This is a genomic window from Burkholderia sp. BCC1640 (assembly GCF_902833125.1).
Classification (GTDB): Bacteria; Pseudomonadota; Gammaproteobacteria; order Burkholderiales; family Burkholderiaceae; genus Burkholderia; species Burkholderia diffusa.
Genome location: NZ_CADFEF010000020.1, coordinates 76,787 through 100,602, shown reverse-complemented (window position 1 = coordinate 100,602; position 23,816 = coordinate 76,787). Strand labels below are relative to the sequence as shown.

18 protein-coding genes are annotated in these 23,816 nt (G+C 67.8%); 13 read left to right on the top strand and 5 right to left on the bottom strand.

Features of this window, described 5'->3' with window-relative positions; genetic code table 11:
* Nucleotides 1–33: 33 nt before the first annotated feature.
* From HWX25_RS21745 to HWX25_RS21720, 6 genes are all read left to right on the top strand, one after another.
* Nucleotides 34–1,434 (top strand): aspartate aminotransferase family protein, encoded by a 1,401-nt coding sequence (locus HWX25_RS21745; RefSeq protein WP_175910435.1) that lies wholly within the window; start codon nt 34–36, stop codon nt 1,432–1,434.
* 86 nt (nt 1,435–1,520) lie between these two features.
* Complete coding sequence (locus HWX25_RS21740) at nt 1,521–2,012, top strand: winged helix-turn-helix transcriptional regulator (protein WP_006749694.1); 492 nt, start codon at nt 1,521–1,523, stop codon at nt 2,010–2,012.
* 108 nt (nt 2,013–2,120) lie between these two features.
* A complete protein-coding gene (locus HWX25_RS21735) occupies nt 2,121–3,593 on the top strand; it encodes an NAD-dependent succinate-semialdehyde dehydrogenase (protein ID WP_175910433.1) in 1,473 nt (490 codons plus the stop codon).
* A 190-nt stretch (nt 3,594–3,783) separates the two neighbouring features.
* On the top strand, nt 3,784–5,304 hold the full coding sequence (locus HWX25_RS21730) for a GGDEF domain-containing protein (RefSeq protein WP_175910431.1): 1,521 nt from the start codon (nt 3,784–3,786) through the stop codon (nt 5,302–5,304).
* A gap of 215 nt (nt 5,305–5,519) precedes the next feature.
* Nucleotides 5,520–7,478, top strand: coding sequence for a phosphatase PAP2 family protein (locus HWX25_RS21725; protein ID WP_175910430.1), 1,959 nt, complete (start codon nt 5,520–5,522; stop codon nt 7,476–7,478).
* A 321-nt stretch (nt 7,479–7,799) separates the two neighbouring features.
* Nucleotides 7,800–9,905 (top strand): TonB-dependent receptor, encoded by a 2,106-nt coding sequence (locus tag HWX25_RS21720; protein WP_175910428.1) that lies wholly within the window; start codon nt 7,800–7,802, stop codon nt 9,903–9,905.
* A 142-nt stretch (nt 9,906–10,047) separates the two neighbouring features.
* Here the strand turns inward: HWX25_RS21720 and HWX25_RS21715 are convergent, their stop codons facing one another.
* Entirely contained in the window at nt 10,048–11,394 is a 1,347-nt protein-coding gene (locus HWX25_RS21715) for an MFS transporter (RefSeq protein WP_175910426.1), read from the bottom strand.
* A gap of 295 nt (nt 11,395–11,689) precedes the next feature.
* Between HWX25_RS21715 and HWX25_RS21710 the strand changes: the two genes are divergently transcribed.
* The 5 genes from HWX25_RS21710 (at nt 11,690) to HWX25_RS21690 (ending at nt 16,841) form a co-directional block, all read left to right on the top strand.
* Nucleotides 11,690–12,727, top strand: a complete 1,038-nt coding sequence (locus tag HWX25_RS21710; protein ID WP_175910424.1) for a LacI family DNA-binding transcriptional regulator — start codon at nt 11,690–11,692, stop codon at nt 12,725–12,727.
* Nucleotides 12,728–12,969: 242 nt separating this feature from the next.
* Entirely contained in the window at nt 12,970–14,751 is a 1,782-nt protein-coding gene (locus HWX25_RS21705) for an IlvD/Edd family dehydratase (protein WP_175910421.1), read from the top strand.
* Nucleotides 14,752–14,786: 35 nt separating this feature from the next.
* A complete protein-coding gene (locus HWX25_RS21700; protein WP_175910419.1) occupies nt 14,787–15,980 on the top strand; it encodes a fumarylacetoacetate hydrolase family protein in 1,194 nt (397 codons plus the stop codon).
* 146 nt (nt 15,981–16,126) lie between these two features.
* Entirely contained in the window at nt 16,127–16,297 is a 171-nt protein-coding gene (locus HWX25_RS21695) for a hypothetical protein (RefSeq protein ID WP_162999306.1), read from the top strand.
* Between the two features lie 145 nt (nt 16,298–16,442).
* Nucleotides 16,443–16,841, top strand: coding sequence for a cupin domain-containing protein (locus HWX25_RS21690; RefSeq protein ID WP_175910417.1), 399 nt, complete (start codon nt 16,443–16,445; stop codon nt 16,839–16,841).
* Nucleotides 16,842–16,893: 52 nt separating this feature from the next.
* Here HWX25_RS21690 and HWX25_RS21685 read toward each other — a convergent pair whose 3' ends face one another.
* Nucleotides 16,894–17,769, bottom strand: a complete 876-nt coding sequence (locus tag HWX25_RS21685) for an aldo/keto reductase family oxidoreductase (RefSeq protein WP_059820061.1) — start codon at nt 17,767–17,769, stop codon at nt 16,894–16,896.
* 100 nt (nt 17,770–17,869) lie between these two features.
* Between HWX25_RS21685 and HWX25_RS21680 the strand changes: the two genes are divergently transcribed.
* A complete protein-coding gene (locus HWX25_RS21680) occupies nt 17,870–18,799 on the top strand; it encodes a LysR family transcriptional regulator (RefSeq protein ID WP_175910415.1) in 930 nt (309 codons plus the stop codon).
* A 111-nt stretch (nt 18,800–18,910) separates the two neighbouring features.
* The gene (locus tag HWX25_RS21675) at nt 18,911–19,867 is read left to right on the top strand and encodes a mannuronate-specific alginate lyase (protein WP_175910413.1); all 957 of its coding nucleotides are present in this window, start codon (nt 18,911–18,913) and stop codon (nt 19,865–19,867) included.
* Between the two features lie 27 nt (nt 19,868–19,894).
* Here the strand turns inward: HWX25_RS21675 and HWX25_RS21670 are convergent, their stop codons facing one another.
* From HWX25_RS21670 to xylF, 3 genes are all read right to left on the bottom strand, one after another.
* A complete protein-coding gene (locus tag HWX25_RS21670) occupies nt 19,895–21,094 on the bottom strand; it encodes a sugar ABC transporter permease (RefSeq protein ID WP_175910411.1) in 1,200 nt (399 codons plus the stop codon).
* On the bottom strand, nt 21,091–22,650 hold the full coding sequence (xylG, locus tag HWX25_RS21665) for a D-xylose ABC transporter ATP-binding protein (RefSeq protein ID WP_175910410.1): 1,560 nt from the start codon (nt 22,648–22,650) through the stop codon (nt 21,091–21,093). Before xylG ends, HWX25_RS21670 begins: the two co-directional genes overlap by 4 nt.
* Before the next feature lie 87 nt (nt 22,651–22,737).
* On the bottom strand, nt 22,738–23,766 hold the full coding sequence (gene xylF / locus HWX25_RS21660) for a D-xylose ABC transporter substrate-binding protein (RefSeq protein WP_059536104.1): 1,029 nt from the start codon (nt 23,764–23,766) through the stop codon (nt 22,738–22,740).
* Nucleotides 23,767–23,816: the final 50 nt, after the last annotated feature.

Here is a 23,816-nt window from a genome sequence, read left to right as displayed (position 1 = left end):
CACGCTGACACCCGACGAGAGTCCCGCACTGCCATGAACCAAGCCGCGCTGATCGAAGCCGATCGTCAACACCTGATCCACCCTGTCGTCAACTATCGTGCGCACGAGGCGCGCGGCGTCACCGTGCTCGAATCCGCCGACGGCGTGTTCCTGCGCGACGCCGACGGCCACACGCTGCTCGATGCGTTCTCGGGCCTGTGGTGCGTGAACGTCGGCTACGGCCGCGACAGCATCGTGAAGGCCGCCGCCGACCAGATGGCGAAGCTGCCCTACGCGACCGGCTATTTCCATTTCGGCTCGCAACCCGCGATCGAGCTGGCCGAACGGCTCGCGGCACTCGCGCCGCCGTCGCTGAATCGCGTGTACTTCACGCTCGGCGGCTCGGATGCGGTCGATTCCGCGGTGCGTTTCATCACGCACTATTTCAACGCGACCGGTCGCCCGGCGAAGAAGCACATGATCGCGCTCGAACGCGGCTATCACGGCTCGTCGTCGATCGGCGCCGGGCTCACCGCGCTGCCCGCGTTCCATCGTCACTTCGACCTGCCGCGCGCGGATCAGCACCACATCCCGTCGCCCTACCCGTATCGCCATCCGCTCGGCGACGACGCGCAGGCGCTGATCGCCGCGTCGGTCGCCGCGCTCGAGGCGAAAGTCGCCGAACTCGGCGCGGACAACGTCGCGGCATTCTTCTGTGAGCCCGTGCAGGGTTCCGGCGGCGTGATCGTCCCGCCGGCCGGCTGGCTGAAGGCGATGCGCGACGCATGCCGGCGCCTCGGCATCCTGTTCGTCGCCGACGAGGTGATCACCGGCTTCGGCCGCACGGGCCCGCTGTTCGCGTGCGAGACCGAGCAGGTCGACCCGGACCTGATGACCGTCGCGAAGGGGCTGACCGCCGGCTATGCGCCGATGGGGGCCGTGCTGATGTCCGATGAAATCTACGAAGGCATCGCGGGCAGCCGCGCCGATTCGCCCGCGGTCGGCCACGGCCATACGTATTCCGCGCATCCGGTCAGCGCCGCGATCGGCCTCGAAGTGCTGAAGCTCTATCACGAAGGCGGACTGCTCGCGAACGGCCGGGCGATGGCGCCGCGTTTCGCCGCGGGGCTCGATGCGCTGCGCGCGCATCCGCTCGTCGGCGACGCGCGTTCGGCCGGCCTGCTCGGAGCGCTCGAACTGGTGGCCGACAAGACGCGCAAGACGCGCTTCGACCCCGCGCTCAACGTGCCCGACAGGATCGCAGCCGCCGCGTATGCGAACGGCGTGGTGTTTCGCGCATTCGGCGACGGCGTGCTCGGTTTCGCGCCGGCGCTCAGCTTCACCGCGGGCGAGTTCGACCTGATGTTCGAACGCGTGCGCAAGACGCTCGACAACGTGCTGGCCGATGCGGGCGTGCAGCGCGCGCTCGACGCCGCGCACGCGCAGCCGGCCTGACCGGCCAAGGGAAAGCCGGGCTTGTGGCGGCAATCGTTCGACTCTAAAGTAACCGGACATTCCATTTTTTCCCCTCTCACCCGACCATGACGGACAGCAAGCTGGATCGCATCGACCTGCGCATCCTCTCCCAGTTGCAAAAGCGCGGCCGCATGACCAACGTCGAACTGGCCGATGCGGTCGGGCTGTCGCCCAGCCCTTGCCTGATCCGCGTGAAGCGGCTCGAGAAGGCCGGCTATATCGGCGGCTACGGCGCGCACATCCAGCTCGAGAAACTCGGCGACGTGCAGGTCGTGTTTACCGAGGTCACGCTGGCCGACCACCGCCGCGAGGACTTCGACCGTTTCGTCGCGGCGATTCGCAACGTCGACGAGATCGTCGAGTGTCACCTCGCGAGCGGCGGCTACGACTATCTGCTGAAGTTCATCACGCGCAGCGTGAGCCATTACCAGACGATCGTCGAAGGGCTGCTCGAACAGAACATCGGCATCGAGAAGTATTTCAGTTACGTGATCATCAAGTCGCCGTTCGTCAAACGGCACTACCCGCTCGAATCGCTGTTCGGCGAACGTCACTGACGGGCAGCGTGCGGCATCCGCGAACGCGGCGGCACGCCGTCCGCGCGGGGTAGTCGCGCGTCCGCGCTTCAGCCGTCGTCACCGAATCGCTCCATCCAAGGACCTGTCATGCCGCTTACGCTGTCCCGAACCGAACTCGTTCGCACCGCCAACCTGATCGACGGCGCCTGGCGCGACGCGCTCGACGGCCGCCGCTTCGACGTCACCGATCCGGCGACGCTCGAGACCGTTGCCCATGCACCCGACAGCGGCGCGGCCGACGCGCGCGCCGCGACCGATGCGGCCGCGCGCGCGCTGCCCGCATGGCGCGCGACGCCCGCTCGCGAACGGGCCGCGATCCTGCGCGCATGGCATGCGGCGATCGTCGCGCACACCGACGATCTCGCGAAACTGATGTCGCGCGAACAGGGCAAGCCGCTCGCCGAAGCGCGCGGCGAAGTCGCATACGGGGCGTCGTACGTGCTGTGGTTCGCCGAGGAAGCGACGCGCACCTACGGCGACCTGATTCCGCAGCAGCAGCGCGGCAAGCGGCTGAGCGCGGTCAAGGAGCCGATCGGCATCGTCGCCGCGATCACGCCTTGGAACTTCCCGCTCGCGATGATCGCGCGCAAGATCGCCCCGGCACTCGCGGCCGGCTGCACGGTGGTCGCGAAGCCGGCCGAGGACACGCCGCTCACCGCGCTCGCGCTGGCCTTCCTCGCGCAGGAAGCCGGCGTGCCGCCCGGCGTGCTGAACCTGATCGCCGCATCGCGCGAACGCGGCATCGATGCGGTGGCCGACTGGCTCGCCGACGGCCGCGTGCGCAAGATCACGTTCACCGGATCGACGCCCGTCGGCAAGCTGCTCGCGCGCGAATCGGCGGCGACACTGAAGAAGCTGTCGCTGGAACTGGGCGGTAACGCGCCGTTCATCGTGTTCGACGATGCGGAACTCGACGCCGCGATCGACGGGCTGATGGCCGCCAAGTTCCGCAACGGCGGCCAGACCTGCGTGTCGCCGAACCGCGTGTACGTGCAGGCCGGCGTCTACGATGCGTTCGCCGCGAAGCTCGCCGCGCGCGTCGCCGCGCTGAAGGTCGCGCCCGCGACCGACCCGGCCGCGCAGATCGGGCCGATGATCAACGCGCGCGCGGTCGACAAGATCGCGCGCCACGTCGGCGACGCCATCGAGCGCAGCGCGCGCGTGCTCGCCGGCGGCAAGCGTCTGCCCGAGCTCGGTCCGAACTATTACGCGCCGACGGTGCTCGCCGACGCCACCGCCGACATGCAGCTGAGCTGCGAGGAAACCTTCGGCCCCGTCGCCGCGCTGTTCCGGTTCGACACCGAGGACGAAGCCGTCGCGGCCGCGAACGACACGCCGTTCGGGCTCGCCGCGTATTTCTACACGCAGGACGTGCGCCGCATCGCGCGCGTGTCGGCGCGGCTCGAAACGGGCATCGTCGGCATCAACGAAGGCGCGCTCGCGAGCGAAGCCGCGCCGTTCGGCGGCGTGAAGGAATCGGGCTACGGCCGCGAAGGCTCGCGCTACGGCCTCGACGATTATCTGTCGATCAAGTACGTGTGCCAGGGCGGGCTCGACTGAGCCTGCGCGACCGCCGGGGTTCGCCGCTGTCGCGTGCTCGTTGCGCGGCGCACCCCGGACGCACACGTTTGCGGCACCCGTGCAGTCATTGCGTCGCACGCCGGCCTCGATTTCCGGGCATCCCTGCCGTTAACCCGGATTTGACCAGCGCCGCTGCGATCGCAGCCGGCTTCCCGCACGAGCGCGAGCAATGCCTGCATCCATTCCGATCGAGAAAGTTGCCGACTGGGCCGGCCGCCACCACCTGATCGTCGGCGTGCTGGGCACGCTGATGTCGCTCGCCGCGCTCGGCATCAGCGCGGCGACGCTGTGGGCTGCGCGCAGCGAGGTCGTCGGACATGCGCACGAGACGTCGCGCAACGTCGCGGCCGTCCTGGTCAGCGAGATCGCGCGCACCGTCGAGACGTCCAACAACGCGCTCGTCTCGCTCGCCACCGATCTCGGCAATCCCGCCGTCGCGCGCATGGACGCCGGGCTGCGTCACGACGTGCTGTTCGAGCGCACGGCCGCGCAATACGTGACCGGCATGGGCGTGACGGACCGCTTCGGCCGCTTGATCGACGGCTGTTGCAGCTCGACCCACAACTGGGATTTCAGCGATCGCGACTACTTCAAGGTCCATCGCGATGCCGACAACGTCGGCCTCTACGTGTCCGAGGCGTATCGCGCGCGTTCGCACGGCAACACGGAATCGATCGCGCTGTCGCGGCGCATCGAGCGGGCGGATCACACGTTCGACGGAATCGCGGTGGTCGCCATCGACCTCGCGTACTTCGATCGGCTTCTGTCCCGCCTGAACGTCGGGCCGCATGGCGTCAGCGCGATCCTGCGCGCCGACGGCACGATCCTCGCGAGAAACCCGCCGTTGACCGATCACCAGATGGTCCGCCTGCGCCGCTCGAAGTCGTTCGAACGCATGGTGAGTCGCGAATCGGGCTTCTATGCGGCGCGCTCGAGCATCGACGGCGTCGTGCGGCTTTATACGTTCCAGCGGGTGCCCGGCACGCCGTTGATCGCGGTCGTCGCACCGGCCGAGCATGACGTGCTGGCCGGCACCACGCATTTGATGTGGACGGTCGGCGTGTCCGCGTCCGTCATCGGTGCGCTGTTCTGCGCGGTGGTGTGGCTGCTCGCGTTCGCGCTGCGGGACAACCTGCGCAAGCAGACGCTGCTTACCGACCTGACACGCACCGATCCACTCACAGGCCTGCACAACCGTCGCGCGCTCGATGCCGCGCTCGCCGACGAATGGGAACGTCTGCAACGCGGCAGCGATGGCAGCCTGTCGGTGCTGTTCATCGACGCCGATCACTTCAAGCAGTACAACGACCGCTTCGGTCATGTGCAAGGCGACACCGCGCTGCGCTTTCTCGCCGAGTGCATTCGCGCGCATACGCGGCGGCGCGGCGATCTTGCCGCGCGCTACGGCGGCGAAGAATTCGTCGTCGTATTGCCCGACACGGATGAAAGCGGCGCCGCGAAAGTTGCCGAAGCGATTCGCCGCGCCGTGGAGCGCAACCGGCTCGACGGGTTCGACGCGACCATTCCGCCTTTCACGATCAGCATCGGCTACGCGACCGGGCACCGTGCGCACCCGCGGTCCGTGCACGCGTTGTCGCATCAGGCAGACCTCGCCCTCTACGCGGCGAAGCGTCAGGGCAGAAACCGCGTGTGCCGCGCCGACGCGGAATGGGTCGCCCAACCGGCGTGACAGCGCCGCATCCGATCGTCTTTTCGAACGCGCGCGCTGGCCGGACCGGACATCGCCGACGGCCCGATCGCCCCCGCCGCCATGTTCAGCATCACGAATTCACCAAATAGTGAGAATTCGGGTGCATCGACCGCGACCCGAAACAAATCCGTAACGGCTGCGTCACGATCGCCCACGACAATCCGCCATCTTCGACACTCAGGATGGAGCCTTGCATGTTTGCGTCACGAAGCCGTTTTCCGCTGCACGTCGCAGCATTGTCGAGTGCGATCGTTCTCGCCGCGTGCGGCGGCGGCGACGATGTCGCATCGACCACCACGACCAGCGCGGCCATGCCGGCACCGCCGGCCGACCCCGGCTTCGTCGACAGCGCGCCCGTGCCGAGCGTGCCGGCCTTCGTCGACAACATCGCGACCAACCAGCGCGGCGACGCGCGCTATGCCACGCTGTCGACCAACGCGGCCGTGCGCGTGGTGAGCCGCTTCCTCGACCTGTGGCAGCCGGCGACGATGCTCGTCGATGCCGGCGTGAGCGCGCCGGCCAACGGCGGGTTTCCGGCGATCTCGCCGTCGACCTGCTCAGGCCTGCCCGGCAGCGGCACGCCGTGCGGCACGAGCCTGAACGACACGGTGCTGGCCGCCAACGTTCAATATGTGATCAACGCAACGACCGCACGCACGCAGCAACAGGCCGACGCCGCGTACTTCGACGACCGGCGCGCCAAGGGCTACAGCGTGACCGACGGCATGGGCCCGCTCACCGGCGCGTGGCGCACGGCCGCGCAGCAGACGACCAGCATCACCACCGTGCCCGCCGACGCGACGACGGTGCTGTACAACGATTCCGGCAACAACGTCGGCGTCGGCGGCAGCACGAACGCGAGCTTCGGCAAGGTCGTCGACCTGCTCAACGAAATGGGCAACAACGCGTCGACCGAACCGTCGAAGCGTTTCTACAAGTACGCGCGGCCGTACCGCTGGAGCACCAGCGTCGTCGTCGCACCGACGCTCGTGCCGGCGGAAAGCACGACGCCCGCGACCGACGGCGGCTTCATCAGCGGCCATACGGCCGAAGCGGTGCGAGACGCGATGACGATGGCGTGGCTCGTGCCGGAGCGCTTCCAGGAAATGGTCGGCCGCGGCCTCGAACTCGGCGAGAACCGCATCCTCGCCGGCATGCACTCGCCGCTCGACGTGATCGGCGGCCGCATGCTCGCGCTGGCCGTCAGCGCGGCGAACCTGACCGCGTACGCGAGCGATGCGCAGGCCGCGTACGGCCAGGCCCATCAGGCGCTGCAGCAGCTCACGGGCACGACCGACACGACGTTCGCCGCCTTCGCGCACTCGGGCACGACGGCCACCGACCGCTTCGCCGATTACGCGACGAACAAGACGGCCTTCGCGCGCCGCCTGACGTTCGGCTTCGGCGCGATCGAGTCGACCGACGCGCCGCCCGTCGTGCCGAAGGGCGCGGAGATCCTGCTGCAGACGCGCTTCCCGTACCTGAGCGCGGACCAGCGCCGCGTCGTGCTGAAGACGACCGAACTGCCGTCCGGCTATCCGGTCATGGACGATGCGGAAGGCTGGGGCCGCCTCAACCTGTTCACCGCGGCCGACGGTTACGGTGCATTCAACGGCAACGTGATCGTGTCGATGGACGCTTCGCAGGGCGGGTTCAATACCGCCGACCTGTGGCGCAACGACATCGCCGGCGCGGGCAAGCTGACGCTGCAAGGCAGCGGCGCGCTGACGCTGGCGGGCAACAACAGCTATACGGGCGGCACGCAGGTGAGCGGCGGCATGCTCGCCGCGGCATCGGCAAGCGCGTTCGGCAAGGGCGACGTGTACGTGGGCTCGGGCGGCAGCGTGAGGATTGCCGCCAGCGCGCCGGTGGTCATCGCGACGCGCTATACGCAGCTCGACAACACGACGCTCGAACTCGACATCGACGGCAATGGGGGCGGCCGCCTGCGCGTCGGCGGCCCGCTCACCGTCGCGGGCGGCACGCTGCACGTGAAGTTCGTGAACGGTTATGCGCCCAAGGCCGGCGACACCATCGCGCTGATCGACGGTGCAGCGGCTTCCGCGAAGTTCTCGGCGGTGACGGTCGACGGTTTCAAGGTAACGCCGGTTTATACGGCGACGGGCGTGTCGGTCAGGTTGTCGGCGGCGTAACCGGCACCGTCCATCGATTCTTGTAACGGCGCCGCCTGCTGGCGGCGCCCGCCGGCCTCGCCCGTTTCGTCGTCGAGTCGTTCGACGGCCGCCGCGCCACGACTGGACGCCGGCGCCTGCTCACATCCCACCTTCCACGACGCGTCCCGCGTGACGCGCCGCTTGCAGCCCGCATCGCATCATCCCCGAGCGCATGAAATTGCGATTGCAAATACATCTCATTTGCATTAAATTTCGGCGCGAATGTACTGTTTGGGACATAGCCGTCGGCGCAAGGCCCATCCACCGTGCCCGAATGCAATCCACATCAAGGGACGGGGTATGAGCAGGAAGAACTGGGCGGCCGCACCGATGGCCATCGTCGTCGGCGCGGCCGGCCTGAGCACGGCCGACGCGCAGGAAGCAACGCTGCCCACCATCGAGGTCTCGGGGCAGCGCGCGAGCGCGCCGTTTCGCACGCGCGAATCGACGAGCGCGACGCGCAGCGAGGCAGACGTGATGGAGATTCCGTTCGCGGTCAGCAGCGTCGATGCGAAACTCGTGCAAACCGTCGCCGCGACACGCGGCGAGGACCTGTACGACTGGGTCGCGGGGGTCTCGCGGCAGAACAACTTCGGCGGCCTGTGGGACAACTACGCGGTGCGCGGCTTCGCCGGCGACGGCAATACGTCCGGCACCGACTACCTCGTCAACGGCTTCTCGTGGAACCACGGGATCAGCGTCCCGCGCGACACGGTCAACCTCGAGCGCATGGAAGTGCTCAAGGGGCCCGCGTCGGCGCTATACGGCCGCGGCGATCCGGGCGGGCTCATCAGCTATACGACCAAGCAGCCGCAGTTCGCGCGCTCGAACACCGTCGGCGTGTCGGCCGGCAGCTACGGCGCGTTGCGCGAAACCTTCGATTCAACCGGGCCCGTCACGAAGTCGCTCGCGTACCGCTTCGTCGCGATGAACGAGAACAACGGCAGCTTCCGCGATACGGTGTCGAGCAAACGCTACCTGTTCGCGCCGTCGTTCACGTGGGACATCGGCGCGGACACGACGCTCCACTACGAATTCGAGAGCGCACGCCAGCGCGCGCCGCTCGATCGCGGCGTGGTCGCGGTGGGCGGGCAGCTCGGCGCGATTCCGGCTTCGCGCTTTCTCGGCGAGCCCCGCGACGGCGACTTTGACGTGCGCAACACGGGCCACCAGTTCACGCTCGAGCATCGCATCGATGCCAGTTGGTCGATCAACGCCGGTTTCGCGCAGCGCACCACCGACCTGTCCGGACGATCGTCCGAGGCGTTCGCGCTGCAGTCCGACGGCCGCACGCTGTGGCGCCGCTACCGGCAAGTCGCGTTTCATTCGAACGATCTGCAAGGCCGCGTCGAGACGACCGGCGCGTTCCGCACCGGCGGCATCGGCCACACGCTCGTGCTGGGCGTCGATGCGTACCGCTTCAACTACGACCAGTTCGTCGCGCGCTCGACGCCCACTGCCGCCGCGCCGTATGCGATCGACATCTTCGATCCCGTCTACGGTCAGCCGGCCCCCGTACCGCGCACCGCGACCAATCTGCTCGAGCGCGACGACGGCCAGGGCCTCTACGCACAGGACACGCTCGCGTTCGGGCCGCACTGGAAAATCCTCGCGGGGCTGCGCTGGGATCGCTTTCACCAGTCGGTCGAGAATCGCCTGAAGGGCACGACGAGCAGCCAGTTGCAGACTGCATTGAGTCCGCGCATCGGCATCGTGTATGAAATGAGCCCCGCGTTTTCCGTGTATGCGAACACCGCGTATTCGTTCCGGCCGAACAACGGCGCCGACGTCGACGGCCGCGCGTTCGATCCGGAGAAGGGGCATGGCTATGAGGTCGGCGCGAAATGGGCCGGCGCACGCTGGCTCGCGACCGTCGCGGCATTCCACGTCAACAAGCGCAACGTGCTGACCGCCGACCCGGCCAATGCAGGCTTCTCGCGCGCGGCCGGCGAAGTGCGCAGCCGCGGCATCGAATTCGAATGGAACGGCGACCTCGGCCATGGCGTGCGCGGCCTCGTCAATCTTGCGTATGTCGATGCACAGGTCACACGCGATGCCGTACTGACACCCGGCGCGCGCCTCGTCGACATTCCGCGTCTGAGCGGCAGCGCGCTGCTCATGTACGAAACCAGCGTCCCGTTCGCGGACAAGGCCGGCGCCGGCGCCGGCGTGATCTACGTCGGGCGCCGGGCCGGCAACACCGCGAACACGCAGGACGGTTTCGAACTGCCGGCCTATGCGACCGTGCAGCTCAACGGCTACGTTCAGGTCAACAAGCACCTGCGTGCGTCGGTCGTGCTGAACAATTTGTTCAATCGCACTACTTACGTCAGTTCCTACAACAGCCTGTGGGTCACGCCTGGCGCGCCGCGCAGCCTGTTTGCGTCGCTCTCCTACGCGTTCTAGCCCGATTCGGTCGCTCGACGCGGCCGCGGCATTCAACTCGCCACTGGCGAGTCGAGTGGAAGACAGCGCATGCCGCATCGAATCGGGCAGACGGGGCAAAGGGCGAGCCATCTGCCCGTCTGCCCGGCCATCAGCAACGAACCTACTTCGCGGCCGGAGGAAACAGCACGCCGCGCGGAATCAACATGATCAGCACGCAACTGACCAGCAGGCAGGCGCCCAGCGCGTAGGTTCCGTTGTTGATGTTGCCGGTCATTTCCTTTGCGATGCCCGTGATCATCGAACCCGTGAAGCCGGACAGATTGCCCACCGAGTTGATCAGTGCAATGCCGGCGGCTGCGGCCGTGCCGGACAGTATCTGCCCCGGAAAGGTCCAGTAGATCGGCATCAGCGCCAGGATGCCGCACGTGGCGATGGTCAGGAACAGGATCGACAGCACCACGTTCTGTGCACATGCCGCGCTCGTGATCAGGCCGACGCCGCCGATCAGCGCGGGAATCGCGGCGTGCAGCCGGCGTTCGCCGGTCTTGCGCGAGTGCGCCGCGTTCCACACCATCGCAAAGATGGCCGTCAGATACGGAACGGCAGTCAGCAGACCGATATGCATCGGGCTGCGCACGCCCGACGCGCGAATGATCGACGGCAGCCAGAAGGCCAGCCCGTAGAAGCCGGTATTGAAGGTGAGCAGGATGAAGGTCAGCAGCCAGACGCGCGGGCTGCGCAACGCGGCACCCACGCCGTGCGACTTGTGCGCGGCCTCGGATTCGAGGTTGCGCGACAGCACCGCCTTTTCCTCGGCAGACAGCCACTTCGCTGACTGCGGGCCATCGCCGAGGCAGGCCAACACGATGAACGCCACCACGATCGACGGCAGGCCTTCGAGCAGCAGCATCCATTGCCAGCCGCTCATGCCTGACAAGCCGTGCGTCTGCTCCATCAGCCAGCCGGAAATGACACTGCCCAGCGTCAGGCTCAGCGGGATCGCCACCAGGAAGCCCGACATGGCCACGCTTTGGCGGCGCGCGGGAAACCAGTAATTCATGTACAGGATGACGCCCGGGAAGAAGCCGGCTTCGCACAGACCGAGCAGGAAGCGCAGCGTGTAGAACATGGTGGACGTCTGCACGTGAAAGAACTGCGCGAGCGGCACGATAAAGGCCATCGACGACGACACGATGCCCCATGTGATCATGATCCGCGCGATCCAGAAGCGTGCGCCGTAGCGGTGCAGCAGCAAGTTGCTCGGCATCTCGAACAGGAAATAGCCCCAGAAGAAAACGCTGGCGCCGAGCGCGTAGACGCTGTCGCTCAGGCTCAGGTCATCGAGCATCTGCAGCTTGGCGAAACCCACGTTGACGCGGTCCAGGTAGGCCACGACGTAGCAGAGCAGCAGCAACGGCAGGATGCGCCGCATGACCTTGCGGTAGAGGGCGTCTTCGGACGAGCCGACCGCGGCCGGTGCGGCGGCGGTCTGCGTGAGGGATGGCATCGGTTTGTCTCCTGATTGTGTAGGACTTCTTCGTGCCGGCGGATTCGCTAAGGAACTGATGCGTCTATGTTACCGATAACATTCCCGCCCAAAAAAAGGCGCCGATCTGGCGACGGGCGCAACCGGCGGCTTGATACCGGTAACAGTTTTGAAGGTAGCATGCCGCGACAACCGTGCTCAAGTCCCGATCGACAAGTGGTTTCCCTAGTGCCGCGCGAATCACCGGCGCGCGGCGGCGGCGCGCACGGCACCGGTATCATGTAGCCTTTCCCGGTTTCTCCCGATCGCGATTCCCATGCCCAGCCCCACCGCCGTCCGGCCTGCCGGACCGCCCCGCATGTCCGATGTAGCGCGCCTGGCCGGCGTATCGAAGATGACCGTCTCGCGCGTGCTGGCCGGCCACAGCGTGGCCGCCGAGACGCGCGAACGGGTCTGCAGGGCCATCGATCAGCTCGGTTACGTGGCCGACGCCGCCGCAGGTGCGCTGTCGTCCGGGCGGTCGGAATTTGTCGCGGTGCTGGTGCCGTCGCTGTCGAGTTCCAACTTCTCCGACACTGTGCGCGGCCTGACCGACGCACTCGAGCCGCATGGCCTGCAACTGCTGCTCGGCGACACCGACTATGACCTGGCGCGGGAAGAACGGCTGGTACGCTCCATGCTGCGTCACCAGCCGCGCTGCATCGCGCTGACGGGGGCGCAGCACACCGATGCGACGCGCACGGTGCTGGCACGCTCGGGCATCCCCGTGGTCGAGATGTGGGACCTGCCCACGCATCCGATCGATACCGCGGTGGGCTTCTCGAACGTGCGCGCCGCACGCGCGATGGTGCGCCATCTGGCCGAGCGCGGCTACGAGCGCATCGGCTTTCTCGGCGGCGCCAGCGCACTGGACCGCCGCGGGCTGGACCGGCTCAAGGGATACCAGGCGGAGATCAAGGCGCTGGGGCTGGGTGAGCCGCGCGTCGTCCGACTGGGCGAATCGCCGATCACCATGAGCCACGGCGGGCCCGCCATGGCGGCACTGCTGGAGACGTGGCCGGACACCACCGCGGTCATGTGCGTGAGCGACATGTCGGCGTTCGGCGCAATCATGGAATGCCATCGACGCGGACTGTCCGTGCCCGCGGACATGGCCGTGGCCGGCTTCGGGAACTTCGAAGTGGCGACATGCTGCCACCCGACCATCACCACGGTGTCGGTCGACGCCTACGGCATCGGCCTGCGCACGGGCGAGGCTCTGCTCGCGGCGCTGCAGGCACGCGACGGCGGCGAACGGATCGAGCCGCACTGCATCCGCGTCGACTACACGATCGTCGCGCGGGAAAGCGCCTGACGAGCCGACTGCCGGACCTGTCGTCCTTCACGAGAAGCGGCGGCGTCCGATGCGCAACGTGCGCGACGTCATGGAGGCACCTCCTCCCTCCTCCGTCGCCGCACGTTCCCCACCGCCTGCACCCACCCACACGCAAAATTCCCTTCCGCGACGCAAAAACCCCGTGCTAACATGCCCCGAATGTTACCGGTAACTATCCGGCACAAAAAACCGGACACGGCCCTATTCGGAGACAACCCGCCATGCCGCAAACCCCTCGCCGCCTGCGCAGCCAGGAGTGGTTCGACGACCCCGCACACGCAGACATGACCGCGCTCTACGTCGAGCGATTCATGAACTACGGGTTGACGCGTGAGGAATTGCAGTCGGGCCGTCCCATCATCGGCATCGCGCAGACGGGCAGCGACCTGGCGCCGTGCAATCGCCACCACATCGAACTGGCCGAACGCACCAAGGCGGGCATTCGCGACGCGGGCGGCATTCCGATGGAATTCCCCGTGCATCCGCTGGCCGAGCAAAGCCGCCGGCCCACCGCGGCACTCGACCGCAACCTGGCGTATCTCGGGCTGGTGGAAGTCCTGCATGGCTTTCCGCTGGACGGCGTGGTCTTGACGACCGGATGCGACAAGACCACCCCCGCCTGCCTGATGGCCGCGGCCACCGTGGACATGCCCGCCATCGTGCTGTCCGGCGGGCCGATGCTCGACGGCTGGCACGAGGGCAAGCGCGTCGGCTCGGGCACGGTGATCTGGCACGCCCGCAATCTGCTGGCTGCCGGCGATATCGACTACGAAGGTTTCATGCAGCTGACCACGGCGTCGTCGCCGTCGATCGGCCACTGCAACACCATGGGCACGGCGCTGTCGATGAACAGTCTGGCCGAGGCGCTCGGCATGTCGCTGCCGGGGTGCGCGAGCATTCCCGCCGCCTACCGCGAGCGCGGCCAGATGGCTTACGCGACGGGCAAGCGCGCCGTCGAGCTCGTCCGCGAAGACCTGCGCCCGTCGAAGATCATGACGCGCGCGGCCTTCGAGAATGCCATCGTCGTCGCCTCCGCGCTCGGCGCATCGACCAACTGCCCGCCGCACCTGATCGCCATCGCGCGCCACATGGGCGTGGCGCTGAGCCTGGACGAGTGGCAGCGTTTCGGCGAATCCGTGCCGCTGCTCGTCAACTGCATGCCGGCCGGCGAGTACCTCGGGGAGAGCTTCCACCGCGCCGGCGGCGTGCCCGCCGTGCTGCGTCAACTCGATGCGGCCGGCCTGCTGCGGCGCGACTGCCTGACCGTGTCCGGCCGCGCGATCGGCGAGATCGCGGACACGGCGCAGGAGGCCGACCGGGACGTGATCCGCACGCCCGACGAGCCACTCAAGCATGGCGCCGGTTTCATGGTGCTGTCCGGCAACTTCTTCGACAGCGCGATCATGAAGATGTCGGTTGTCGGCGAGGCCTTCCGGCAGACCTACCTTGCGGAGCCGGGCGCGGAGAACACCTTCGAGGCACGCGCCATCGTCTTCGATGGCCCCGAGGACTACCACGCCCGCATCAACGACCCTCGGCTCGACATCGACGAACGCTGCATCCTGGTGATCCGGGGCTGCGGCACGGTCGGCTACCCGGGCAGTTCGGAAGTCGTCAACATGGCGCCGCCCGCCGATCTGGTGAAACGTGGCGTGACGTCGCTGCCATGCCTCGGCGATGGACGCCAAAGCGGCACGTCGGCCAGCCCGTCGATCCTGAACGTATCGCCGGAAGCGGCCGTCGGCGGCGGCCTGGCCCTGCTGCGCACGAACGATCGCATCCGCGTGGACCTGAATCGCCGCAGCGTCGACCTGCTCGTCGACGCAGAAGAACTCGCGCGCCGCCGCGAGACCGCAAGCTTCACCGTGCCGCAGGCGCAAACGCCGTGGCAGGCGCTCTATCGCCAGTTCGTGGGCCAGTTGTCCACCGGCGGCTGCCTCGAACCGGCCACGCTCTATCTGAAGGTCATCGAGCAGCGCGGCAACCCGCGCCATTCGCACTGATCCAACCGCCCACGACTCTTGCCGAGCTGACGACCATGCGTACTCCTTCCGTTTCCGACTGCCTGCCGCACGACCTTGCGCAGGCCCTGCTGATCGGCCGTGTCTGGCAGCACGACGGCGCCCACGCGGGCCCGAGCGTCGTCGCCGTGCGCGGCGGCGACGTGTTCGACATCACGCGCACCGTGCCGACCACCGCGGACCTGTTCGACCGCCCCGACGCAGTCGACATCGCCCGCACCGCCCCCGGCGAATCGCTCGGCCGCGTCGAGCCGCTGTTGCAGGCGGCGCTGGACGGCGCGTCCGGCGCGCTGCGCCTGCTCGCCCCGTGCGACGTGCAGGCCATCAAGGCTTGCGGCGTGACCTTTGCCGTCAGCCTGATCGAACGCGTGATCGAAGAACAGGCCGGCGGGGATCCTACCAAGGCGAGGGAAGTACGCGAAACCATCGCCGCGACCATCGGCACCGATCTGTCGAAGATCGTCCCCGGTTCGGACGCCGCCGTGCGCCTGAAGGCGGAACTCGAGCGCCGCGGCGCGTGGTCGCAATACATGGAAGTCGGCATCGGCCCGGATGCCGAGGTGTTCTCCAAGTCGCAGCCCATGTCCGCGGTGGGCTTCGGCGCGGACGTGGGGCTGCTGCCCGGATCGGTGTGGAACAATCCGGAGCCGGAGATCGTGCTGGCGGTCGGCAGCGACGGCCGGCCGGTTGGCGCCACGCTCGGCAACGACGTGAATTTGCGGGACATCGAAGGCCGCTCCGCGCTGCTGCTCGGCAAATGCAAAGACAACAATGGTTCGTGCGCGATCGGCCCGTTCGTGCGGCTCTTCGACGGCGGCTTCACGCTGGACAGCGTGCGGCAGGCCAGCGTGTCGCTGCGCGTCGACGGCGCGGACGACGACTTCGTTCTCGACGGCATCAGCCACATGCGCGAGATCAGCCGCGACCCGGCCGATCTCGTCGCGCAGACCTGCGGCGCGCATCACCAGTATCCGGACGGCTTCATGCTGTTCCTGGGCACGATGTTCTCGCCGATCCAGGACCGCGACGCGCCCGGCGGCGGATTCACGCATCACCTGGGCGACCGCGTCACCATCTCCACGCCCGCGCTCGGCGCGCTCGTCAACGTCGTGCGGCTTTGCACGGAGATCGCGCCGTGGACCTTCGGCGTGCGCGCGCTGTACGCCAACCTGGCCGCACGCGGCCTGCTCGATGCCGCGGCATGCCGTTGAGCCGATAGACCGCATGCCGCCCGAGCCCGGCACGACGCAGCCGAACCGGGAACGAAATATGCGCGCATCCCGGTTTGCCGGTTGCACGGCAGGTTTTGCAACGCAGGCAACCGGCGTCATGACCCGCAACTACAAGGAGAAAAGCGATGACTCTGCTTATCTACCTGCTCGGATGGATCATTTTCATCGCCGGCGTGGCATGGGGCCTGATGACGCTGCACGTGTCGCAACACATCATCGAGATCGTCGCCGTCATTCTTTTCGGCATCGCGGTGATCACGGGCGCGACGCGCGCCCGCAATCGCGACCGGACGTAGCCCCTGCACGCCGCCGGATGCCGCATGCATTCAGGCGTCGTGCAGCGTGGCGGCCGCGTCAATATAATCGGCTTTCCCGACGAATCGATGATCGGCGACGTGCCGGTTTCGATCGTGTATTCGTACAGCCGAATCTGGAGCCGAGATGACCCTCCCCGCCGTTCCGTTTGCCGAATCGTTCGACCTCGAGGCTGCCTTCGCCGATGTATCGGAGTACTGGTCGCCGAAGGTCGTCGCGCAGGTCAACGACCAGTACGTGAAGGTCGCCAAGGTGCGCGGCCAGTTCGTGTGGCACGACCATGCGCATGAAGACGAGCTGTTCTTCGTCGTGCGCGGCCACCTCAGGATCGAGTATGAAGGCGGCCGCGCCGTCGACTTGCCCGCCGGCTCGATGCACGTCGTGCCGCGCGGCACGCAGCACAATCCGGTCGCCGACGACGAATGCTGGGTCGTGCTGATCGAGCCCGTGCAGACGAAACACACCGGCGACGTCCAGTCGCCGCTGACCCGGACGATCGACGAGCAGCTGGGTCAGGCGCGCTGAGTCCCGTGCCGGCGTCGCTTCGGCCATCCGCCGCGCGACGGCCGCACCGGGTTCAACCGCGGGCGGACGCGACGCCGTCGAGTTCGCGCACGGCATCCTCCGGCAACGCCAGCGCGCCGGCGGCGAGATTCTCGCGCAGATGCGCGACCGACGACGTTCCCGGAATCAGCAGGATGTTCGGCGCGCGGCGCAGCAGCCACGCGAGCGCGGTCTGCATCGGCGTCGCGCCGAGCCGCGCGGCAACGGTGTCGAGCGCGGACGACTGCAACGGATTGAAGCCGCCGAGCGGAAAGTACGGTACGTAGGCGATGCCGTCGCGGGCAAGCGCATCGACGAGATCGTCGTCGTCCCGGTGCGCGAGGTTGTAGTGGTTCTGCACGCAGACGATGTCGCAGATCCGGCGCCCTTCCGCGACCTGCGCGGCCGTGACGTTGCTCAGCCCGATGTGCCGCACGAAGCCTTGCCGCTGCAGTTCGGCCAGTGCGGACAGCGGCGCCTCGATCGAGCCCTCGGCCGGGCCGTGCGTGTCGAACATGATCCGCAGATTGACCACGTCGAGCACGTCGAGACCGAGGTTGCGCAGGTTGTCCTGCACGGCGGCGGCGAGCGCTTCGGCCGAGAATGCCGGCAGCCACGAACCGTCTTCGCCGCGCCTCGCGCCGATCTTGGTCACGATGAGCAGATCGTCGCGATACGGATGCAACGCTTCGCGAATCAGCCGGTTCGTCACGTGCGGGCCGTAGAAGTCGCTCGTGTCGATGTGGTCGACGCCCGATGCAACGGCTTCGCGGAGAACGGCAAGCGCCGCATCGCGGTCCCGGGGCGGGCCGAACACGCCGGGACCGGCGAGCTGCATCGCGCCATACCCGATGCGGTGAACGCGGCGGCCCGCGATGGAAAACGTGCCGGACTGGACGACGGGGGACATGATTGTGCTCCTGTGGCGAATGAATGAGCCGCAGGTTACGCCGCGACGCGCTGCGCGATAACCGGTCATAATCCGCACGACCTGTACGAAAGGGCGAACAATGCAAGTCGATCTGGGCGATCTGAACGCGTTCGTGGCGGTGGCGCGCGCGAAAGGCTTTCGTGAAGGTGCGCGCACAACTGGTGCGAGCGCGTCCGGCCTGAGCGAAGCGGTGCGCCGGCTGGAGGCGCAACTCGGCGTGCGGCTGCTGCACCGCACGACGCGCAGCGTGGCGCCGACCGAAGCCGGCGAGCGCCTGCTCGCGCGGCTCGCGCCGGCGCTGGGCGAGGTGGAGGCGGCGCTCGACGTCGTCAATACGTTTCGGGAGCGGCCGGTCGGCACGCTGAAGCTCAACGTACCGACGAGCGCGGCGCGGCTCGTGCTGCCGTCGATCGTCCCGCGCTTTCTCGACGCGTATCCGGAGATCCGGCTCGAGATCGTGGCGGACGAAAGCTTCGTCGATATCCTCGCGGCCGGCTGCGACGCGGGCATCCGTTACGACGAGCGCCTCGAACAGGACATGATCGCCGTGCCCATCGGCCCGCGTTCGCAACGCTTCGCCACCGCCGCGGCGCCCGCCTACCTCGACCGTCGCGGCCGTCCCGCCCATCCGCGCGAACTGCTCGATCATGCTTGCCTGCGCGGCAGGTTCGCGAGCGGCGCGATGCCGGCGTGGGAATACGAGCGCGCCGGCGAAGTGGTCCGCGTGGAGCCGTCCGGGCCGCTCGTCGTGCAGATCGGCGGCGCCGTCGATCTCGTCGTGGATGCCGCCTGCGCGGGGCTCGGCATCGTGCATCTTTACGAAGACTGGCTTCGTCCGCATCTCGCGAGCGGCGCGCTCGAGCCCGTGCTCGATGGCTGGTGGCGGCCGTTTTCCGGCCCGTATCTGTACTATCCGGGGCGGCGTTTCGTGCCGGCTCCGCTGCGGGCCTTCGTCGATTTCATCAAGGCGGATGTCGAGCAACAGCCGTTCATCGAGAAAGGCGGATGAAAGACCTCGACGCTAGACTGCGTGCGGCACGTCCGTCGCGTAAGCGGGCGGGGCTCGCCGCTCGGCCCGCCACGGCCTGCGTGCCCTTTCACCGTCATCGACGAGGCTCGCATGCGCCATCCGACGAAACGCCCGCTGTTCGCCATGCTGCTGGCTGCCGCCGCACTGTCGTGCGCCGTGTCGCCTGCGCGCGCGTGCGACCCGCCCGCCCCCGTCACGCGCATCGATCCCCCCGGCTACTACGACGATGCAGCCGGCTATGCGCGCGCGGTGAAGCCGATGCGCGATTTCATCGCGCGGCTCAATGTGTCGGCTGACAACGGCGACTGGTCGTGCGCGGTGATGCTGCTCGAAAGCTGGGCGCAAGCCGACGCGCTGATGGGGCCGATCTCCGGTTATCAGGGCTATTACGAGCGTTCGTGGGCCGGCACCGACTTCGCGATGGTGATCCTGCGCATGCCGCGCGACGTGCGCGACGCGAACCGCGCGCGGCTCGATGCAATCGGCCCGTGGCTCGAACGGATCGCGATCGCCACCCGCGATTCGGAGGCGATCAACCATCTGCACAACAATCTCGTGTACTGGGCCGGGCTCGACCTGATCGCGATCGGCACCGTGACGAACAACGCAAACCTCGTCGATTCGGGGCTGCTGAGAGTGCGCGAGGGCATTCGCGACATCGGCCCCGACGGTGCGCTCGCGCGCGAAGTGAAACGCGGCAACCGCGCGCTGCACTACCACACGTTCGCGCTGCTGCCGCTCGTGTTCGCGGCCGAACTCGTGCAACGGCGCCATATCGATCTCTATCGGGAAAACGATGGCGCGATCGGCCGTCTCGCGAATCTCGTGATCGACGCGGTGGACGATCCCGCGAGCTTCACGAAAATCACGCCGATCCGCCAGGACCTGTTCCCGTGGACGCTGCGCGACGAGCTCGCGTGGGTCGAACCGTACTACGCGCGCTTCGGCGATCGCCGCCTGCCGGCGATCATTGCACCGCGCCGCCCGTTCAGCGAATGGCGGCTCGGCGGCAACGTAACGGCGGCGTGGGGCGCGCCGCTGCGCTAAGCGGCAAGCGCCTCCACGAAGACAGCCTCACCGCCGGTTCGAACGCGACACGACGTCGATCCACACCGCCAGCACCAGCACCGCGCCCTTGACGATCATCTGCCAGTACGCGTCGACATCGAGCATCGACATTCCGTTGTCGAGGCTCGCCATCACGAGCGCACCGATCAGCGCGCCATAGACGGTGCCCGACCCGCCGCGCATCGACGTGCCGCCGATGAAGCATGCGGCGATCGCGTCGAGCTCGCCCATCGTGCCGGCCGACGGCGAGCCGGCCGCGAGCCGCGCGGTGTTGACGATGCCCGCGAACGCGCACATCAGCCCCATCAGCGCGAAGATCGCGAGCTTCACACGATCGGTGTCGACGCCCGATAGCCGCGTCGCCTCCAGGTTCGAACCCACCGCATAAATGCGCCGGCCGAACACGGTCTGCGTCGCGATCCACGAGAACGCGCCGAGCAGCGCGAGCAGCAGCAGCACGGGTACCGGGATGCCGCCGTAGCGGTCGAGCGTCGCGACGAACGCGAACAGCACCGCGCCGGCGCCGACGAGTTTCGCGACGTCCTGCCACAGCGGCGCGACCGCGAGCCGATAGCGGTGCCGCGTGCCGCGCTGCCGGATGACCAGCAGCGCGACGAGCGCGAACAGCAGCACCGCGAGGCCGTCGCCGGCCGCGCGCGGCAGATAGCCCTGCCCGAGGAACACGAAGCCGTCGGACACCGGCGCGATCGTCGAGCCGCCCGTCACGCCGAGCAGGATGCCGCGGAACGCGAGCATCCCGCCCAGCCCGACGATGAACGACGGCACGCGCCGGTAGGTCGACCACCAGCCGTTGAACAATCCGACCAGCACGCCGAGCGCGAGCACGGCCGGCACCGTCGCGGCCACGGGCCAGTGGCGATTGACGTCGAGGATCGCCGCAATGCCGCCGAGCAGCCCGAGCAGCGAGCCGACCGACAGGTCGATCTCGCCCGCGATGATCACGAACACCATCCCGCATGCGAGCATCCCGGTGATCGACATCTGCCGCAGCAGGTTCGACACGTTGCGCGGCGTGACGAACGCGCCGTCGGTCAGCACCGAGAAAAACACCCAGATCGCCGCGACCGCGAACAGCAGTGCAAGCACCTTGTAGCGCACGAAGATCTGTCGAAGTGGATGGCGATGCGTGCGGCGCGCGTCGGCGTCCGGCGGCACGGCGGAAGAGGAGGAAAGTTCGCTATTCATGTGGCACTCGCTGCAATGGGTTCGGCCGGCTGCCGCGCGGGCTTCAGCGCGGCGCCGAGTATCTGTTCCTGCGTGAGACCGTCGTTGACGAAATCGCCGCGCAGCTCGCCTTCGCCGATCACGAGCACGCGATCGGCGAGCCCGAGCACTTCCGGCAACTCCGACGACACGACGATCAGCGCGACGCCGCGTTGCGCGAGCGCGAAGATCAGCCGGTAGATCTCGGCCTTGGCGCCCACGTCGACACCGCGGGTCGGCTCGTCGAGGATCAGCACCTGCGGGTCGGCCAGCAGCATCCTGGCGAGCACCGCCTTCTGCTGGTTGCCGCCGGACAGGCTCGCGATCGGCAGGAACGGATGCGCGGCACGCACCGACAGCCGCTGCATCTCGGTGCGGATCGCGTCGAGTTCGGCGGCCGCGTCGATCCGCCCGTGGGCGGCGAACCGGCGCAGCACCGACAACGTGATGTTGTGGCCGACGCCGAGCTGCGGCACGATCCCGTGACGCTTGCGGTCCTCCGGCACCATCGCGATGCCCGCGCGAATCGCATCGGCCGGCGAACGGATCGCGAGCGGCCGACCGTTCATCCGCACCGTCGCCGCGCTCGCGCCCGGATACGCGCCGAAGATCGCCTGCATCAGCTCGGTGCGGCCCGCGCCGACGAGCCCGGCGACGCCGAGAATCTCGCCGCGCCGCACGCTGAACGACACGTCGTCGACGCGCTTGCGGCGCGGGTTCGCCACGTCGTGACAGGTGACGTTGCGCGCTTCCAGCACGACGTCGCCGATCTCGTGCGGCTCGCGCGGATACAGGTTGCGGATCTCACGGCCGACCATCATCGCGATGATCCGGTCGGTCGTCATCCCGCGCATCGGCTCGGTCGCCACGTGGCGGCCGTCGCGGATCACGGTCACGGTGTCGCACACCGCGTCGACTTCATCGAGCTTGTGCGAGATGTACACGCATGCGACGCCGCGGCGCTTCAGGTCGCGCACGATGTCGAGCAGGATGCGCGTCTCGGCCGCACTCAGCGACGACGACGGCTCGTCGAGGATCAGCAGCTTCGCGCGCTTGTTCAGCGCCTTCGCGATCTCGATCAGCTGCTGATGGCCGCCGCCGTAGTTCATCACCGGCTGCGCGACGTTGATCGCGTCGATACGCAGCTCGCGCAGCAGTTCCTCGGAACGCCGCACCATCTCCGCGTAGTGCATGCGCCCGCCGGGCAGCGTGATCTCGTTGCCGAGGAAAATGTTCTCCGCGACCGACAGCTCGGGCACGAGCATCAGTTCCTGGTGGATGATCACGATGCCCGCACGCTCGGTATCGCGCACGCCGGACGCGACGAGCGGCGCGCCTTCCCAGCGGATCTCGCCATCCCACGTGCCGTGCGGGTAGACGCCCGACAGGACCTTCATCAACGTCGACTTGCCGGCGCCGTTCTCGCCGCACAGCCCGACGCACTCGCCGGGGCGCACGGTCAGATCGATTCCGTCGAGCGCCTTCACGCCATCGAATGCCTTGACGATGCCGCGCATCGTCAGCAAGGGTTCGGTCATACGTTCATTGCCTCGCAGTGAGCATGCGGCCGGCCACACCTGGCCGGCCGCACCTAGCCGGCCGCATGCATCCTGCCCGTCGTGCCGTTACTGGCTCGCGAGCTGGGCCTGGGTATAGAAGCCGTCCTTCACGACGACGTCGACGTTGCGCTTGGTCAGCAGCGTGGGCTGCAGCAGCACCGTGTCGACCTTCTTCTTCCCGTTGTCGTACTGCGCGTTGAACGCGGGCTTCGTGCCCTTCGCGAGATCGACCGCGAGCTTCGCGGCTTCGCTCGCGATCAGCTTCAGCGGCTTGTAGACGGTCATCGTCTGCGTGCCGGCGATCACGCGCTTGACCGCCGCGAGGTCCGCGTCCTGCCCGGACACCGGCACCTTGCCGGCCAGGTGCTGCGCGGCGAGCGCCTGGATCGCGCCGCCCGCGGTGCCGTCATTCGACGCGACGATCGCGTCGATCCGGTTGTTGTTTGCGGTGAGCGCATCCTCGACGATGCGCAGCGCGGTCGATGCGCTCCATTCGGGCACCCACTGCTGGCCGACGACCTTGATGTCGCCGCGATCGATCGCCGGCTTCAGCACCTTCAACTGGCCCTCGCGCAGCATCTTCGCGTTGTTGTCGGTCGGCGCGCCGCCGAGCAGGAAATAGTTGCCCTTCGGTTTTGCATCGAACACGCCCTTGGCCTGCAGTTCGCCGACCTTCTCGTTGTCGAACGAGATGTACGCGTCGACGTCCGCATCGAGGATCAGACGGTCGTACGACACAACCTTGATGCCGGCCTTCCTCGCTTCGGCGACGACGTTGCCGAGCGTCTTCGAATTGAACGGCACGATCACGATCACGTCGACGCCGCGCGAGATCAGGTTCTCGATCTGCGAAATCTGCCGCTCCTCGCTCGCATCGGCCGACTGCACCGACACCTTCGCGCCGAGCTTCGTCGCGGCCGCGACGAAATAGTCGCGATCGCGCGACCAGCGCTCGACGCGCAGGTCGTCGATGCAGAAGCCGATCTCGGGCTTGTCCTTGCTCGCATGCGCGAGCGGCGCGCCGAGCGCGAAGAGCGCCAGCGCTGCCGCGCCGGCAAGGGAACTCAATACGGTACGACGCGTCACGGATTTCATGTCTCCACTCCTTGTTATTGGACAACTCACGAACACCGGGCGGCCGCGGA

Coding starts and splice junctions, on each gene's coding strand:
- HWX25_RS21675 (WP_175910413.1), top strand. CDS start 18,911: ATGCGCCATCCGACGAAACGCCCGCTGTTCGCCATGCTGCTGGCTGCC.
- HWX25_RS21695 (WP_162999306.1), top strand. CDS start 16,127: ATGACTCTGCTTATCTACCTGCTCGGATGGATCATTTTCATCGCCGGC.
- HWX25_RS21745 (WP_175910435.1), top strand. CDS start 34: ATGAACCAAGCCGCGCTGATCGAAGCCGATCGTCAACACCTGATCCAC.
- HWX25_RS21680 (WP_175910415.1), top strand. CDS start 17,870: ATGCAAGTCGATCTGGGCGATCTGAACGCGTTCGTGGCGGTGGCGCGC.
- HWX25_RS21710 (WP_175910424.1), top strand. CDS start 11,690: ATGCCCAGCCCCACCGCCGTCCGGCCTGCCGGACCGCCCCGCATGTCC.
- HWX25_RS21715 (WP_175910426.1), bottom strand. CDS start 11,394: ATGCCATCCCTCACGCAGACCGCCGCCGCACCGGCCGCGGTCGGCTCG.
- xylG (WP_175910410.1), bottom strand. CDS start 22,650: ATGACCGAACCCTTGCTGACGATGCGCGGCATCGTCAAGGCATTCGAT.
- HWX25_RS21740 (WP_006749694.1), top strand. CDS start 1,521: ATGACGGACAGCAAGCTGGATCGCATCGACCTGCGCATCCTCTCCCAG.
- HWX25_RS21670 (WP_175910411.1), bottom strand. CDS start 21,094: ATGAATAGCGAACTTTCCTCCTCTTCCGCCGTGCCGCCGGACGCCGAC.
- HWX25_RS21700 (WP_175910419.1), top strand. CDS start 14,787: ATGCGTACTCCTTCCGTTTCCGACTGCCTGCCGCACGACCTTGCGCAG.
- xylF (WP_059536104.1), bottom strand. CDS start 23,766: ATGAAATCCGTGACGCGTCGTACCGTATTGAGTTCCCTTGCCGGCGCG.
- HWX25_RS21735 (WP_175910433.1), top strand. CDS start 2,121: ATGCCGCTTACGCTGTCCCGAACCGAACTCGTTCGCACCGCCAACCTG.
- HWX25_RS21690 (WP_175910417.1), top strand. CDS start 16,443: ATGACCCTCCCCGCCGTTCCGTTTGCCGAATCGTTCGACCTCGAGGCT.
- HWX25_RS21705 (WP_175910421.1), top strand. CDS start 12,970: ATGCCGCAAACCCCTCGCCGCCTGCGCAGCCAGGAGTGGTTCGACGAC.
- HWX25_RS21725 (WP_175910430.1), top strand. CDS start 5,520: ATGTTTGCGTCACGAAGCCGTTTTCCGCTGCACGTCGCAGCATTGTCG.
- HWX25_RS21685 (WP_059820061.1), bottom strand. CDS start 17,769: ATGTCCCCCGTCGTCCAGTCCGGCACGTTTTCCATCGCGGGCCGCCGC.
- HWX25_RS21720 (WP_175910428.1), top strand. CDS start 7,800: ATGAGCAGGAAGAACTGGGCGGCCGCACCGATGGCCATCGTCGTCGGC.
- HWX25_RS21730 (WP_175910431.1), top strand. CDS start 3,784: ATGCCTGCATCCATTCCGATCGAGAAAGTTGCCGACTGGGCCGGCCGC.